The organism is Sphingopyxis sp. Root1497, assembly GCF_001427085.1.
Taxonomy (GTDB): Bacteria; Pseudomonadota; Alphaproteobacteria; order Sphingomonadales; family Sphingomonadaceae; genus Sphingopyxis.
In genome coordinates this window covers 734742-748421 of sequence record NZ_LMGF01000005.1, presented here as the reverse complement: position 1 = coordinate 748421, position 13680 = coordinate 734742, and the positions used below count along the sequence as shown (strand labels likewise).

At 64.5% G+C, this 13680-nt stretch carries 11 protein-coding genes and 1 pseudogene; 6 read left to right on the top strand and 6 right to left on the bottom strand.

Going from position 1 to position 13680, the window contains the following annotated elements; genetic code table 11:
* Positions 1-276: 276 nt before the first annotated feature.
* Positions 277-1974 carry a histidine kinase famiy protein gene (locus tag ASD67_RS17980; RefSeq protein WP_056350189.1) on the bottom strand — a complete coding sequence of 566 codons (1698 nt, stop codon included), beginning with the start codon at positions 1972-1974 and terminating at the stop codon, positions 277-279.
* Positions 1975-2146: 172 nt separating this feature from the next.
* Between ASD67_RS17980 and ASD67_RS17975 the strand changes: the two genes are divergently transcribed.
* Positions 2147-4654 (top strand): hybrid sensor histidine kinase/response regulator, encoded by a 2508-nt coding sequence (locus ASD67_RS17975; RefSeq protein WP_056350188.1) that lies wholly within the window; start codon positions 2147-2149, stop codon positions 4652-4654.
* 251 nt (positions 4655-4905) lie between these two features.
* On the opposite strand, the gene ASD67_RS17970 is transcribed toward ASD67_RS17975, so the two are convergent.
* Together ASD67_RS17970 and ASD67_RS17965 are read right to left on the bottom strand one after the other, a co-directional pair.
* The gene (locus ASD67_RS17970) at positions 4906-5631 is read right to left on the bottom strand and encodes an SDR family NAD(P)-dependent oxidoreductase (protein ID WP_056350186.1); all 726 of its coding nucleotides are present in this window, start codon (positions 5629-5631) and stop codon (positions 4906-4908) included.
* 100 nt (positions 5632-5731) lie between these two features.
* Positions 5732-6319, bottom strand: coding sequence for a PAS domain-containing protein (locus ASD67_RS17965; protein WP_056350184.1), 588 nt, complete (start codon positions 6317-6319; stop codon positions 5732-5734).
* Between the two features lie 201 nt (positions 6320-6520).
* Between ASD67_RS17965 and ASD67_RS17960 the strand changes: the two genes are divergently transcribed.
* From ASD67_RS17960 to ASD67_RS17950, 3 genes are all read left to right on the top strand, one after another.
* Complete coding sequence (locus ASD67_RS17960; protein WP_056350182.1) at positions 6521-7465, top strand: NAD(P)/FAD-dependent oxidoreductase; 945 nt, start codon at positions 6521-6523, stop codon at positions 7463-7465.
* Entirely contained in the window at positions 7462-9024 is a 1563-nt protein-coding gene (locus ASD67_RS17955) for a phytoene desaturase (protein ID WP_082545158.1), read from the top strand. Before ASD67_RS17960 ends, ASD67_RS17955 begins: the two co-directional genes overlap by 4 nt.
* Before the next feature lie 258 nt (positions 9025-9282).
* A complete protein-coding gene (locus tag ASD67_RS17950) occupies positions 9283-10656 on the top strand; it encodes a cryptochrome/photolyase family protein (protein ID WP_056350180.1) in 1374 nt (457 codons plus the stop codon).
* A 17-nt stretch (positions 10657-10673) separates the two neighbouring features.
* Here ASD67_RS17950 and ASD67_RS17945 read toward each other — a convergent pair whose 3' ends face one another.
* Positions 10674-11012 (bottom strand): putative quinol monooxygenase, encoded by a 339-nt coding sequence (locus ASD67_RS17945; RefSeq protein ID WP_056350178.1) that lies wholly within the window; start codon positions 11010-11012, stop codon positions 10674-10676.
* On the bottom strand, positions 11009-11431 hold the full coding sequence (locus tag ASD67_RS17940) for a nuclear transport factor 2 family protein (protein WP_056350176.1): 423 nt from the start codon (positions 11429-11431) through the stop codon (positions 11009-11011). Before ASD67_RS17940 ends, ASD67_RS17945 begins: the two co-directional genes overlap by 4 nt.
* A gap of 219 nt (positions 11432-11650) precedes the next feature.
* Between ASD67_RS17940 and ASD67_RS17935 the strand changes: the two genes are divergently transcribed.
* On the top strand, positions 11651-12205 hold the full coding sequence (locus ASD67_RS17935) for a fasciclin domain-containing protein (RefSeq protein ID WP_200938065.1): 555 nt from the start codon (positions 11651-11653) through the stop codon (positions 12203-12205).
* 60 nt (positions 12206-12265) lie between these two features.
* Here ASD67_RS17935 and hemH read toward each other — a convergent pair whose 3' ends face one another.
* On the bottom strand, positions 12266-13234 hold the full coding sequence (gene hemH / locus ASD67_RS17930; RefSeq protein WP_235535726.1) for a ferrochelatase: 969 nt from the start codon (positions 13232-13234) through the stop codon (positions 12266-12268).
* A 203-nt stretch (positions 13235-13437) separates the two neighbouring features.
* Between hemH and groEL the strand changes: the two are divergent.
* Positions 13438-13602: pseudogene (gene groEL / locus ASD67_RS17925) on the top strand (chaperonin GroEL); the annotation flags it as partial.
* Between the last annotated feature and the right edge of the window lie 78 nt (positions 13603-13680).

The window sequence follows — 13680 nt, the reverse complement described above, 5'->3', positions numbered from 1 at the left end:
TTCGGCAAATCGTTCGTTGTGGCCGACCGGAGACAGTCTGCTGATGGCATCAGAATGCAAGGAGCTGCCATTAGGTCCGTTGCGGCAGATTGCAGCTCCGGCTTCGTTGGCGAGAATGGTCAGCGACGGTCCGGCGGTGTGGACAATTTACAGGTGCGACACTGCAAGTGCGCTTGGGTGCGAGGTCGCAACGTCAGCCGTTGAGGCATTGACCGAGACCGGGGGCTTGGTTTCTGAAGTGCAACAGGCCGTTTACCCACCGGGCGATTGAAACGATCATTCCTCGGCAGCACCGAAGTCAGACGGGCGTCGCCGAGCAGAATTTTCATCCCTGTGCGCCAGCGCCTGTGCGATGCGATCGAGCAGGTCGGCCCGGCGATAGGGTTTGCCCAGCACGTCACGCTCGCTGCGAAGTGGTCCTTCGACGACTAAGTCCTCGTTATAGCCCGTGGTCATCAACACCGGCACTTGAGGCGCGAGCCGCCGGACTGCTTCCGCGAGCGCAATGCCATCCAGGTTTCCGGGCATCACCAGGTCGGTGAACACAAGATCCACCATGTCTGTGGCAAGCAGATGCTCAAGCGCCACGAGACCCGCGTCACCATTCTCGGCGACCGTTACGCGATAACCAGCATCCTCGAGATTTTCGCGCGCCAGCGCGCGGACTTCGGCATCGTCTTCGACCAGGAGAATATGGGCCTCGCCGCGTTCGACAGACTGTTTCGGACCCGCAACCGGCAATTCGGCATCGTCAGATGTCGAGACGGGGAAAAGAATGCGTACGGTGGTGCCCTTGCCGACCTCGCTCTCGATTTCGAGCCGCCCCCGCGATTGCAGGACGAAGCCGCTCGCCATCGCAAGGCCCAGCCCTGTCCCCTTTCCGGTAGCCTTGGTCGTGAAAAACGGCTCCACCGCCCGCGCGATCACATGCTGCGCCATGCCTTCGCCCTCGTCGACTAGCTCGACCGAGATATAGTCACCCGGAGAAAGTCCCCGGGCCGGTGCATCGCCGTTTAGATGGACCTTCGCCGTTGCAATCGTCAGGACGCCGCCTCCCGGCATCGCGTCGCGCGCGTTTAGCGCAATATTGAGGATCGCCATTTCGAGCTGCTCGGGATCGACGACCGCCTTTGGAAGGCCGCGCCGGAGCGACAGGTGCAGTTCGATGCGGCCGCCGAGCGAAGCCTCAAGCATGTCGGCGAAGCCATTGATGCAATCGTTCACATCGACAGCCCTGGGCGTCAGCCTCGTCTTGCGCGCAAACGCGAGGAGCTGGCCCGTGAGCTTGGCGCCACGCTCCGCTGCGCCCCGCGCGCGTGCCAGATAGCCTCGCTGCTTTGCATCCTCGATACGGCTCCCGAGCAATTCGAGGTTGCCGTTCACGACCTGAAGCAGATTGTTGAAATCATGCGCGAGCCCGGCGGTGAGCTGACCGATTGCCTCCATCTTTTGGGCCTGCTGCGACGCCTGTTCGCTCTCTCGCCGCCGCGTCACATCGAGCTGGCTTGCGAAGAAATGCAGAAGCTTGCCGCCAGTGTCATAAACCGGTCCGATAAAGACCGCATTCCAGAACGGCGTCCCATCGCGCTTGTAGTTCAATATCTCGAGGGCGATCGACTGGCGGTTCGCGACTGCAGACCGGAGGTCCGCGACAAGCTCGCGATCGGTTTGCGGCCCTTGCAGGAAACGGCAGTTCCGCCCGAGAACCTCGGTCTCTTCATAGCCGGTCAGATCGAGGAAGGCCTTGTTCGCGAAGACGATCGGATTATCGGCAATGTTCGGATCGGTCAGGATCATCGGCATCCTGGTCATCTCGATTGCGGCGAAGAAGATATTGCTTCGCTCGTCGAGGCCAGAATGGGTCAGCGTGGTTTCGCGTCGATGATCGCCAAGAGTGGCCCCAGCCGAAGGTTCGGTCCCGCTCGCTCCGGCGTCGAGCTCCTCATGATCTGTCACGCGGTCAACAGCCTCCATTTCGCCCGCTTAGCGGGCGGCTCATCGTGATACCCCATACGCCCCCGTGCGGATTTTGTTGCAAAGTGGCGTGGCTCTTACCGGAACGAAATCGTCCCTATAACGTTCATCCGCGGGGAAATTGTCAAGGGTCGGCCACGGTGGCGGATCGTCCCATGCGAACGGGAGACGCATGCCACGATCCGATCAGCTAAGTCGCGAGGAATTGCTTGAGCGTCAGGCTTTTCAACTCGCCCTGCTTACGGAACTGCGCGATCTCGCGGACCCCGTGGCGATCCTCGCGGCAGCCGCCACGCGGCTCGGCACCCAATTCGGCGCGGCACGGTGCGGATTCGCTTCGAACGCCGGCGAGGCCGGCATGAGAATCGCGTCTGAATGGACGAAAGACGGCGCGTCGCGCAGCGGCGAGGTTTCACGATTGCAGGGGGCGACGAACGGCGAGCTCGCCCAAGGTGACACCGTAGTCACGACAGGACACAAATCCGATGACCATTCGCGGCACGACATTGCGGCACAGATTCTCTGTCCCATGACACGTGAAGGCGTGCTGGAATCGGTGCTTTACGTCGAAAAGGACGCGCCGCACGCATGGACGACGGGCGAAATCGCGCTCGTCGAGGATGTCGCGCTTCGCATTCGCGAGGCGGTCGATCGTGCGCGCAGCGACGCGGCGCTCAAGGCCAGTCGCGAAGAACTCGAGCTCGCGACACGCGCCGCCGAGCTTGGTCGTTATGATTATCGCCCGCGCGGGATGAGTCTATCCTGGGATGACCGGTGCCGTGCACTCTTCGGGATGTCACCGGGAGTTCCGGTCAGCTACGAAAGCGCATTTCTCGCCGGCCTTCACCCCGATGATCGCGAGCGCGCAAACCGCGCCGTCGCTGCGGCTCTCGATCCCGATGGAAGTCACCGGTTCGATGTCGAGTATCGCACGGTCGGCATCGAAGACGGGGTTCTTCGTCACATTCGTGCGCAAGGCCTCGCATTTTTCGACGGCCGAGAGCCTGTTCGGCTCATCGGCACCGTGCAAGATGTTACGCGCGACCGCGAGGCCAGCGCCAAGCTGCGCGAGGTCGAGGAGCGCCTTCGTCTCGCGGGACGCGCCACGAACGATGCGATCTGGGACTGGGATTTTCGCACCAATCATGTGACGTGGAATGCCGCTCTCGAAAGCGCTTACGGTCACAGGCCCGACGACGTTGTGCCGACCGGCGAATGGTGGCTTGCGCAGATCCACGCTGAAGACCGCGCGCGGATCGATGCGAGTATCCATCATGTGATCGACGGAGGCGCGAGCGATTGGACTGACGAGTATCGCTTTCGCCGTGCGGACGGCAGCTACGCCGACATTCTCGACAGGGGCTATGTCATTCGCGGTGAGGATGGCGCGCCGATCCGGATGGTGGGCGCAATGCTCGATGTATCGGCGCGCAAAGCGGTGGAGCGCCAGCTTCAACAGGAGCGCATGCGGCTGGTTGAAGAGGTCAGAGAGACTGCCGCCGAGCGCGATCGTGCCGAAGAGGCGCTCAGGCAATCGCAGAAGATGGAAGCTGTCGGCCAACTCACAGGCGGCATCGCGCATGACTTCAATAATCTGCTGACCGGCATTTCGGGGTCGCTCGAAATGATGCAGATCCGCATCGCTCAGGGGCGCGTCGCCGAAATCGACAAATATTCGGTCGCCGCGCAGGGCGCGGTCCGGCGCGCCGCTGCGCTCACGCACCGCCTTCTCGCCTTCTCGCGCCGTCAGACGCTCGATCCCAAGCCGTGCGACGTGAACCGGTTGATCTTCGACATCGAGGAATTGGTGCGCCGAACGGTTGGCCCCTCGATCACGGTGGAGACGGTGGGCAAGGCGGGATTGTGGTCGACGCTGGTGGACACCAATCAGCTCGAGAACGCTATTCTCAACCTGTGCATCAACGCGCGCGACGCGATGCCCGAGGGCGGACGGATCACGATCGAGACAGCCAACAAATGGCTCGACGGACGCGGCGCAAGGGAGCGCGATCTCGAACCCGGCCAATATGTGTCCCTCTGCGTGACCGACACCGGGACGGGCATGACCGACGAGGTCGCCGCGCGCGCTTTCGATCCCTTCTTTACGACCAAGCCGCTTGGCGAAGGAACAGGCCTCGGCCTGTCGATGATTTACGGGTTTGCGCGTCAATCGGGGGGACAGGTTCGTATCTACAGCGAGGTCGGGATGGGAACGACCATGTGCATCTATCTTCCGCGCTACATGAGCGCTGAGGAGCCCGACACGGTCGATCCCGATCCGCCCGCGCCAACGTCGATCGATGGCGCCGGGCCGGCACGCGGCAATGTGCTGGTCGTCGACGACGAGCCGACGATCCGCATGCTCGTCGCCGAAGTGGCCGAGGAATTGGGCTATCAGGTTCTCGAGGCGTTCGACGGGCCGAGCGCGATGCGGATTCTGCGGGAGAAGGAGGCCATCGATCTCCTGATCACCGACGTCGGTCTTCCCGGCGGCATGAACGGACGGCAGATAGCCGATGCCGCTCTCAGCCTTTGCCCTAGCCTGAAAATTCTTTTCATCACGGGCTATGCGGAGAATGCTGTCATCGGAAGCGGGAGGCTCGCGCCTAACATGGCGCTCATTACCAAGCCTTTTGCGATGGACGCGCTCGCGCACCGGATACGCGAAATCATGGTTTGAATTGGCATGCACAAGTGTTGCTCGCCCAGTCGCAACCCTGTTTTGATGCCGCTGTGTAACGGTGCGCTATAAGCTTCGCTGCTCGCCGCCTCCGATTTTCCAGATATAGCGCGACGGCATTTCGCCGTCATCGAACGAACTGCGTTTCTTGCGGCGCCGCTTGGCCGCTTGCCGTCGGTCTGCTTCTGGCACAATATTCGCTAAAGCGGACAGGCAAAGAGGCGGAGCCTCTTGAAGCGCCTGCTGGCTCGTCAATACGGGATAGGCCTTCTATCCCAGCCGTAGAACCCGCCGCTATCCGTTGACGATAGCTGATCGATGACGCCTAGAATGTGCATCGCGCTATTATTCGCACTAAAGAGCGATGATTCCGCTACTCGCGCCTGAAACGGCTCCGAGAGCGGCGTGTCGACTGTTCCGGGGTGCAGTGCCGCGACTATCGCTTCCGGATTGCTGCGGCCGAGCTCTATCGCGAAGCATCGCACCAGAGCATTGAGCGCCGCCTTGGAAGCGCGGTAGCTGTGCCATCCGCCAAGTCTGTTATCCGCAATCGAACCAACGCGAGCAGAAAGAAATATGGCGACCGCCCGTCGCCTCCGGGCAAGCAGGGGAAGAAAATGCTTTGCAACGAGTGCGGGCCCGATGCTGTTGATCGCAAAGACCTCTGCCATCGCCGAGACATTGAGCTGCCGAAGACTCTTTTCGGGGCGGATGTCCGTCCCGCGGTGCAGGATCCCCGTCGCCACGATCAACAGGTCGAGAGCGCCCTCCTGGGCAATCTGTCGACCTGCCTCGGCCAGCGTGTCCTCGTCCAATATGTCGATTGCCAGCTGAGTCACATTGGATTGGCGCGCCGCATGGGGCCGCCTGCTCCCGGCATAGATGCGGTCGAATTGACCAGACGATGCCAGTTGATCGACAAGCGCGGCGCCGATGCCGCCGCCGCTTCCGATCACCAAGGCGCGCTTGCCGTTCAAATGCCTCTCCTCACGGCCACAAAGCCGGTCCGGCTTCCAGAGGCTCTAATCGGCGGCGGCTCGATACCCAATATGCCTCAAAGGGAAGTCGGAGCGGTGCCTAGAAGCTGGCCTCGACCGCGAGCCGGATCGCATCGGCCGTCGTTTCGACGCCAAGCGCGCGCAGCAGCGCGGCGCGGTGCATCTTGATCGTCCGCTCCGACAGGGAAAGCGTGAAGGCGATCTGCTTGTTGAGCTGTCCGCTCGCCATCAGCTTCAGCACCTCGCGCTGCCGCGGCGAAAGTGCCTCTATCTGGGCACGCGCCCGCGCACTCCGTCCCCCAACGGCTTCGCCGGCCTCGTCGACCTCGATTTGCGACCCGAGAAAATATTCGAGAGTGCCGCCGGGGCCAAAGATTGGCGCGACCAGCACGGCATTGCGGAAGGGCGTTCCGTCTTTCCGGTAGTTGAGGATCTCGACGAGCGCCGGCCTCTGCTCCCGGATGGCGGCGCGCAAGGTCTCGGTCAGTTCGGGCTCGGTGCCCTGCCCGGCGAGAAAGCGGCAATTGCGTCCAAGAATTTCGTCCGACCCATAGCCGGTGAGCGCCGAGAAGGCAGCGTTGCACTCGACGATCGGATTGTCAGGCAGACGCGGGTCGCTGATCACCGCGGCGATCGGGCTGGCCGCGATCATTGTCTTCAATGACATAGTATCTGCCTGCTCTCCCCTGGGTGCCCCAAGGGACATGTTGCGACACTTCCCCTCGCTCATGCAAGCCTGCGTCGATGACAATTGCGACGAACCGGAAAAATTACGTATGACGCCCAGCAGATTGACGGCACAGTCATGCCTACGGGCGGGCGTAGGACATTGTGCGAGCCCCCTTGGTGACCGCGAGGCCATGGTCTGATGCGGGTCGCGATCATCGGAGCCGGCATTGCGGGGCTCGCCTGTGCACGGCGGCTGCACGACGCCGGGATTGAGGCGACACTCTTTGACAAATCCCGCGGCCTCGGCGGCCGCCTCGCGACCCGCCGCGCGGATACGGGCACTCCGGGGGTCGCATTCGATCATGGCGCCACGCATTTCACGGCGCGCTCGGAAGGCTTTACCAGGCTGCTCGCTGCTTGGGAGAAGGCAGGCCTCGCGGCGCGTTGGCCGGCCGCGGGCGCGGACAGCTGGGTCGGCACGCCGACAATGACCGCGCCGCTGAAATCGCTCGCGAGCGATCTCGATGTCCGCCTGTCGCGACCGGTCACGGCCCTGACCAAATCGCGTGCCGGCTGGACGCTACACAGCGAGGCAAAACGGCTCGGCAAATATGATGCGGCAGTAATCGCCATTCCGGCCGAACAGGCGGCTCCGCTTCTGTCGCTGCATGATTTCGAGATGGCGCGCGCCGCAATGGCGGCGCGCTATAACCCATGCTGGACCGCGATGTTCGCCTTTGAGGAGCGGATCGAGGAGCTCCCCGATTTCCTCCGCGGCTCGGGTGCCATCGTGACCGCTGCGCGCGACAGCGCGAAGCCCGGCCGCGCGCCGGGCGAGCGGTGGGTCGTGCAAGCCGACTGGACCTGGTCGCAGACGCACCTCGCCTCCGACAGCGCGAGCGTGGCGCCAGCGCTTCTCGCCGAGCTGGGAAAGGTCGCGGGCCGCGACCTGCCCGCCCCGAGCCATATCGCCGCCCATCGCTGGCTATTCTCGCAGCCCTCGGGACAGGATCTGAAGCTGCTCTGGAACCCTGCCATAGGCCTCGGCGCTTGCGGAGACTGGCTCTATCACGGCTTTGCCGAATATGCGTGGCTGTCGGGCCATGTACTCGGCGCGGCGATTGCGGCAGAGGCGCCGCGATGACGCGCGCGATCGTGATCGGAGCCGGCATCGGCGGCCTTGCGCTGGCCATCCGTCTCCAGTCGGCGGGCCTCGATACGCTGCTCGTCGAAGCGCGCGACCGGCCGGGCGGCCGCGCCTATGTCTTTGAGAAGGATGGTTTCACCTTCGATGCCGGGCCGACGGTGATCACCGACCCGGCCTGCCTCGCCGAGCTCTGGGAGCTCAGCGGCCAGCGGCTCGAGCGCGATGTCGACCTCGTCCCGGTGTCGCCCTTTTACCGGCTGAGCTGGCCCGACGGATCGACCTTCGATTATGGCAATGACAAGGAGGCGCTCGCCCGTCAGATCGCCGCGCTCGATCCCGCCGACGTGGCGGGATATGAGCGCTTTCTCAGCTATTCCGCGTCGGTTTACGAGGAAGGCTATGTGAAGCTCGGCGCCGTGCCCTTCCTCGATTTCCGCTCGATGCTGAAGGCGGCGCCCGCTCTTTTGCGGCACCGTGCCTGGCGCTCGGTCTATAAAACCGTCGCGAGCTATGTTCGGAGCGAGAAGCTGCGCGAGGCGCTCTCCTTCCATACCCTGCTCGTCGGAGGCAACCCGATGGCGACGAGCAGCATCTATGCGCTCATCCACAAGCTCGAGCAGGATGGCGGCATCTGGTATGCGCGCGGCGGCACCAACCGGCTAGTCGCCGGCATGGCCGCGCTGTTCGCGCGTCTCGGCGGTACGCTGAGGCTCGGCGATCCGGTTGCCCGCATCGAAACCGAGGGCGACCGGGTGACGGGCATCGTAACGCGGAGCGGGTTTACCGCACGCGCCGATCTTGTCGCCTCGAACGCCGATCTCATGCACAGCTACCGCGACCTGCTCGCGCATCCGCGCGGCAAGCGCGAGGCGAAGCGCCTTGCGCGCAAGAGCTGGTCGCCGAGCCTCTTCGTCCTCCATCTGGGGGTTCGCGGCGCCTTTCCCGAGATACCCCACCATATGATATTGTTCGGTCCACGCTACCGCGGGCTTCTCGACGACATCTACCGGAACGGGACGCTCGCCGAGGATTTCTCGCTTTACCTTCATCACCCGAGCGCAAGCGATCCGGGCGTGGCCCCCGCGGGTCACAGCAGCTTCTACGCGCTCGCTCCGGTTCCCCATCGCGGCCACGCCCCGCTCGACTGGGAGGTCGAAGGGCCGAAATTGGCGAAGCGCATCATCGCCGAGATCGAACGGCGCCTGATCCCGGACCTTGGCGAGCGGATCGTCACGCAAATCCAATATGCGCCGCCGAACTTCGAGCGGGATCTCGCCGCGCATCTCGGGAGCGCCTTCAGCCTGACGCCAACACTGCTGCAGAGCGCCTATTTTCGTGGGCACAACCGCGACGCGCGCATCGAGAACCTCTATTTTACCGGCGCGGGCACGCATCCCGGCGCTGGTATTCCGGGGGTCGTCGCAAGCGCGAAGGCGACGGCGAGCCTCATTCTCGGCGACTTCGGCATCAGAACTGCGGCAGCCCGCGATCCGTGCGCTCGCGACCGGATAGTCTCCGGGCCCAATGAAGCGGCAGGAGATGCCTCGTCCAGCTGATCGCACGGACGTTCCGATTCTGCCGGCGGCCAGCGCCTTGCGACCCACGCCTGGCCGCGGCGGGGGGCGGTGATTGCTCAACGCCGGGCGGTGCGACGCCACGTCGCACCGCCCAATCCCCGCATATACACGCCCGCCAATGCGGTTCTGCATGGCTTGAACTTCCCGAAAGGTCATCTTTTGCGGAGGTCGGAGCCTGCCAGATGAGGAACCCCGCGCTCGCCCGCACCATAGCCCACCAAAAAGGTAAACGCCGCCATGCCGCCCGCCATCTTGTGGCTCCGTCAGGACCTCCGCACCACCGACCATCCGGCGCTTCTCGCGGCGATCGCCGAAGGTCCGGTCATTCCGCTCTACATATTGGACGACGAGAGCCCCGAAACGCGCGCGATCGGCGGCGCGCAGCGCTGGTGGCTCCATCACAGCCTCGCCGCGCTCGATGCGAGCCTTCGCAAACGCGGCAGCCGGCTCGTCCTGCGCCGCGGCCCTGCCGCCGAAATAGTCGAACGCGTCGCGGCGGATGCCGGGAGCACAAGGGTTCACGCGACCCGCTGCTACGAGCCCTGGCGGCGGCGCTACGAAAACGCGCTGGACGCCAGGCTTGCGCTGCGGCTCCATGACGGCAATTATCTTGCGCCGCCCGAGAGTATCATCAATGCGCAAGGCGCGCGCTACCGCGTCTTCACGCCATGGTATCGCGCGCTCCTGGGACGCATGCCGCCCGCCCTTCCCTATGCGGCGCCCGACCATATTCCGGCTCCCGACGTCTGGCCGACGTCGGACAATCTCGCCGATTGGGGTCTGACCCCGACCAGCCCCGACTGGGCCTCGGGATTTGACGACTGGCACCCGGGCGAGAAAGGTGCCTGGCGCGCGCTGCGCGACTGGCTGCCGCTTGCCGGCGACTACAAGGCCCGCCGCGACTTTCCTTCGCTCCCCGCGACATCGCGGCTGTCGCCGCATCTTCATTTCGGCGAGATCAGCCCCCGGTCGATCTGGCATGCGCTCGGCGAGCGCGACGATGCGGGCGCCGAGACCTTTCGGTCGGAGCTTGGCTGGCGCGAACATGGCATCAATCTCGTCGACCAGATGCCCGATTATGGCGATCGGAACGGGCGCCCCACCTTCGATGATTTCGGCTGGCGGAGCGGCCCCGAAGCCGACCGGGACTTCACCGCCTGGACCCGGGGAAGGACCGGCTACCCGGTGGTCGACGCGGGCATGCGCGAGCTCTGGCACACGGGCTGGATGCACAACCGCGTTCGGATGGTCGCCGCCTCCTTCCTCGTCAAACATCTGCTGATCGACTGGCGCCGCGGTGAGCGCTGGTTCTGGGATACGCTGCTCGACGCCGATCTCGGGTCGAATGCAATGAACTGGCAATATGTCGCGGGCACCGGCGTCGACGCGCCGGTCTTCTCGCGCATCATGTCGCCGCTGCTCCAGAGCGAGCGGTTCGCGATGGGCGATTATGTCCGCACTTATGTTCCGGAGCTTTCGCATCTGTCGGACGCCGAGATCACCGCCGCCCATGGTCAGGATGCGCGGGTGCCCGCCTATCCCGCGCCGCTGATCGGTCATGAGGCGGCGAGGGCGCGGGCCCTCGCTGCCTGGGAAGCCCTGCGCAGCTAGCGAGCAGGCCCACCAAGCTAGTCGAAGGCGGCGCTTGCCACGCCGTGGCTGTTGTAAACAGGGCCTTCGCGCGACACCGCGAATTTGCGGCTCGACGACGCGCGCACGCCAAATGCGCCGATATGCCCCAGCATTCCCCTGTATTGCGGCCCGGCGAGATGCGCTGCGAGCGCAGCTTCGCCGTCCCATTCCTCGAACACGTGGATGCGCGTCGCCACATGCGGATCGAGGGTCCAGGCGTAAGCGAGACAGCCCGGCTGGGCGAGCGCGCCTTCGATCCAGCCGCGCGCACCCGCCAGCGCCTCTCCGCGCGTCTCGGGATCGATATCGATGACCGCCTGGATCAGGATCTTCATGCCTGCACCTCGCTTGCTGAAAGCTGAGGCAACGGTCGAAACCGCCGCTCTGTAAACAGCCACCGACCATCAATTTGGCGGCAGACGTCGTCATAGATGCCAAGGGTCCGGTGAAGGGCGCCGTCGCGCAGGAAGATTTCCTCGGTGTAGGACCGCATGGCCGCGGTCTCACCATGGATCTCGATCGATCCGGGCCAGGCGCGAAAGACGATGTCGGGAAAGGCGCGCATCGCCGCGCGCCAGGTGTCGACGATCTTCGCCTTGCCCTCGAATATTCCGAACCCGGGAAGCGACCATCGGCCGCCTTCGTCCCACGTCGCGGCCCAAGCCTCGCTGTCGGCACGGTTGACCGCATCGGCATAGGTGTCGAGCAGGTCGCGAAGCGCCAGCCGGTCTGCGAACGATCCCTCAAACGGCATGGAAGCCCCCTTCTCGCCCGGCTGCGTCGATGGTCCAGCCTGCCGCCAATTTGCCTGCAGCCGATGGGAGGAGGAACTGCCGTTATCGTTAGCGGCGATGAGCCACCGCGAGCGGGCCGGATAACCCGCCCCAAAGGACAGGTCGCCGCGGCGGAGCGGCGCGCCTAATTCCATAGCTGTCCTATCCCCCCGGGACGAACATTCGAAAAGGAATGACCAATGGCTATTTCCCGTATCTCTCTTTCGCTCGCCGCAGCAGCGCTTGCGCTCGCCGGCGGCATCGCGGCCGCCAAGAACCCGATGGTCGGCGGCGCTGCGATGTATGAGACCAAGACCATCGTCGAAAATGCCGCCAATTCGAAGGATCACACGACACTCGTCGCGGCGGTCAAAGCCGCTGGCCTCGCCGAGACCCTTTCGGGAGCGGGCCCCTTCACGGTCTTTGCGCCCACCAACGCTGCCTTTGCCAAGCTCCCCGCCGGCACCGTCGACACGCTGCTCAAGCCGGAGAACAAGGCGATGCTGACGGGCATCCTGACGTACCATGTCGTGCCGGGCCGCCTGACCGCGACCGATATTGCCGCGCAGGCCAAAGCCAATGGCGGCAAGGCCATGCTCACCACGGTGCAGGGCGCCAAGCTCACCGTCTGGGAGAAGGATGGCAGCTGGTATGTGAGCGACGCCAAGGGCGGCACGGCGAAGATCGGCCCCGCCGACGTTCTTCAGTCGAACGGCGTGATCCACGTCATCGACACCGTGCTGCTTCCCGCCTGATACATTATCGGGGCCGCGCGACGCTTGTTGGCGCAGCTCGGCCCCGACAATCAAAAGCCCTCAAAGCCAGCCCGAAAGTTCGCTTCTTATCAGGGCGGTGAGCATATCCATCCCGGCATCGCTGTCGTTGAGACAGGGCACATAAGCGAAATGGCGTCCGCCGGCGGCAAGAAACTGCTCGCGCCCGCGGATAGCGATTTCCTCGAGGGTTTCGAGGCAATCCGCAGCGAACCCCGGCGCGATCACGACCACCGACCGGCCTTCTCGCCCGAGCGTTTCGAGCATCATATCGGTTGCCGGTGTCAGCCACTTGGCCTTGCCGAAGCGCGACTGAAAGCTCGGAACGACACTCTTCCCCAAGACCTCGCCCAACCGACGCGCGGTCTTGAGGCACATGCAGTGATAGGGATCGCCAAGATGCAGGGTGCGCTCGGGCATGCCGTGGAAGCTCGCGACGATCGTGTCGGGTACAAAGGCGAGGCCACCGATCGCACGTCCGAGCGACGACGCCAGCGCCTCGACATGCCGATAGTCATCATAATAGGGTGGAAGGATGCGCAGCGCCGGCTGCCAGCGTAGGCGCGCCATATGCGCCTCGACCGCATCACCAACGCTTGCGGTCGTCGCGGCGCAATATTGAGGATAAAGAGGCGCAACGAGAATGCGGCGACATCCTGCCGCAAGAAGCGCGTCGATGCCGTCCGAGATCGAGCCGCTGCCATAGCGCATCGCATGCGCGACCACCGCACCACGTCCCAGCGAAGCCTGAAGCGCCCTTGCCTGGCGGCGGGTGATCGCCGCGAGCGGCGAGCCCTCTGACGTCCAGATTTCGCGGTAGGCACGCGCGGATTTCCGCGGCCGAACGGCAAGGACGATCCCGCGGAGGATCGGCTGCCAGATCAGCGAGGGCAGTTCGACCACGCGCCGGTCGGAGAGAAATTCCGCGAGATAGCGCCGCACCGCACCGCTCGTCGGCGCGTCGGGCGTGCCGAGGTTTACGAGAAGCACGCCGATGCGGTCGACCGGCACGGCGGGGTGACCCGTTGGCAATCGGGCGGGATCCGCTTCTTCGTAACGGTCGCCGATTCTGAACGTTAGCAGAGGCCCTTCGTCATTCATTGCAATCTCCGCGGACAGGACGCCTTGCGGCGACCGTGCCGCGCGATGTTGACCGCATGTCTCCGACTTTTCCCGCGCCGCCAAGCTGCACCAAGGGGCAGACTGGATGCGAGTATCAGGACCTCGTCAAGGCCGGCGTGATCGATCCCGCCAAGGTCGTTCGCACCGCGCTGCAGGATGCCGCGTCGGTCGCGTCGCTGCCGATAACCACCGAGGCGCTCGTCGCCGAACTGCCGAAGGAGGAGAAGGCCGCGCCGATGCCGGCGATGGCCTTCTGACAGGCCGGGGGCGGCGGGGCCACCGCCGCCCCCGCATTTCCGTACCCGCCCTATTCACCCAACCACCGCGCACCGCGC

Bases quoted from the DNA above. Each gene is read 5' to 3' on its own strand.
- ASD67_RS17945 (WP_056350178.1), bottom strand. From the start codon at position 11,012: ATGAAGATCCTGATCCAGGCGGTCATCGATATCGATCCCGAGACGCGC.
- ASD67_RS17935 (WP_200938065.1), top strand. From the start codon at position 11,651: ATGGCTATTTCCCGTATCTCTCTTTCGCTCGCCGCAGCAGCGCTTGCG.
- ASD67_RS17940 (WP_056350176.1), bottom strand. From the start codon at position 11,431: ATGCCGTTTGAGGGATCGTTCGCAGACCGGCTGGCGCTTCGCGACCTG.
- ASD67_RS17955 (WP_082545158.1), top strand. From the start codon at position 7,462: ATGACGCGCGCGATCGTGATCGGAGCCGGCATCGGCGGCCTTGCGCTG.
- ASD67_RS17980 (WP_056350189.1), bottom strand. From the start codon at position 1,974: ATGGAGGCTGTTGACCGCGTGACAGATCATGAGGAGCTCGACGCCGGA.
- ASD67_RS17965 (WP_056350184.1), bottom strand. From the start codon at position 6,319: ATGTCATTGAAGACAATGATCGCGGCCAGCCCGATCGCCGCGGTGATC.
- ASD67_RS17975 (WP_056350188.1), top strand. From the start codon at position 2,147: ATGCCACGATCCGATCAGCTAAGTCGCGAGGAATTGCTTGAGCGTCAG.
- ASD67_RS17950 (WP_056350180.1), top strand. From the start codon at position 9,283: ATGCCGCCCGCCATCTTGTGGCTCCGTCAGGACCTCCGCACCACCGAC.
- ASD67_RS17960 (WP_056350182.1), top strand. From the start codon at position 6,521: ATGCGGGTCGCGATCATCGGAGCCGGCATTGCGGGGCTCGCCTGTGCA.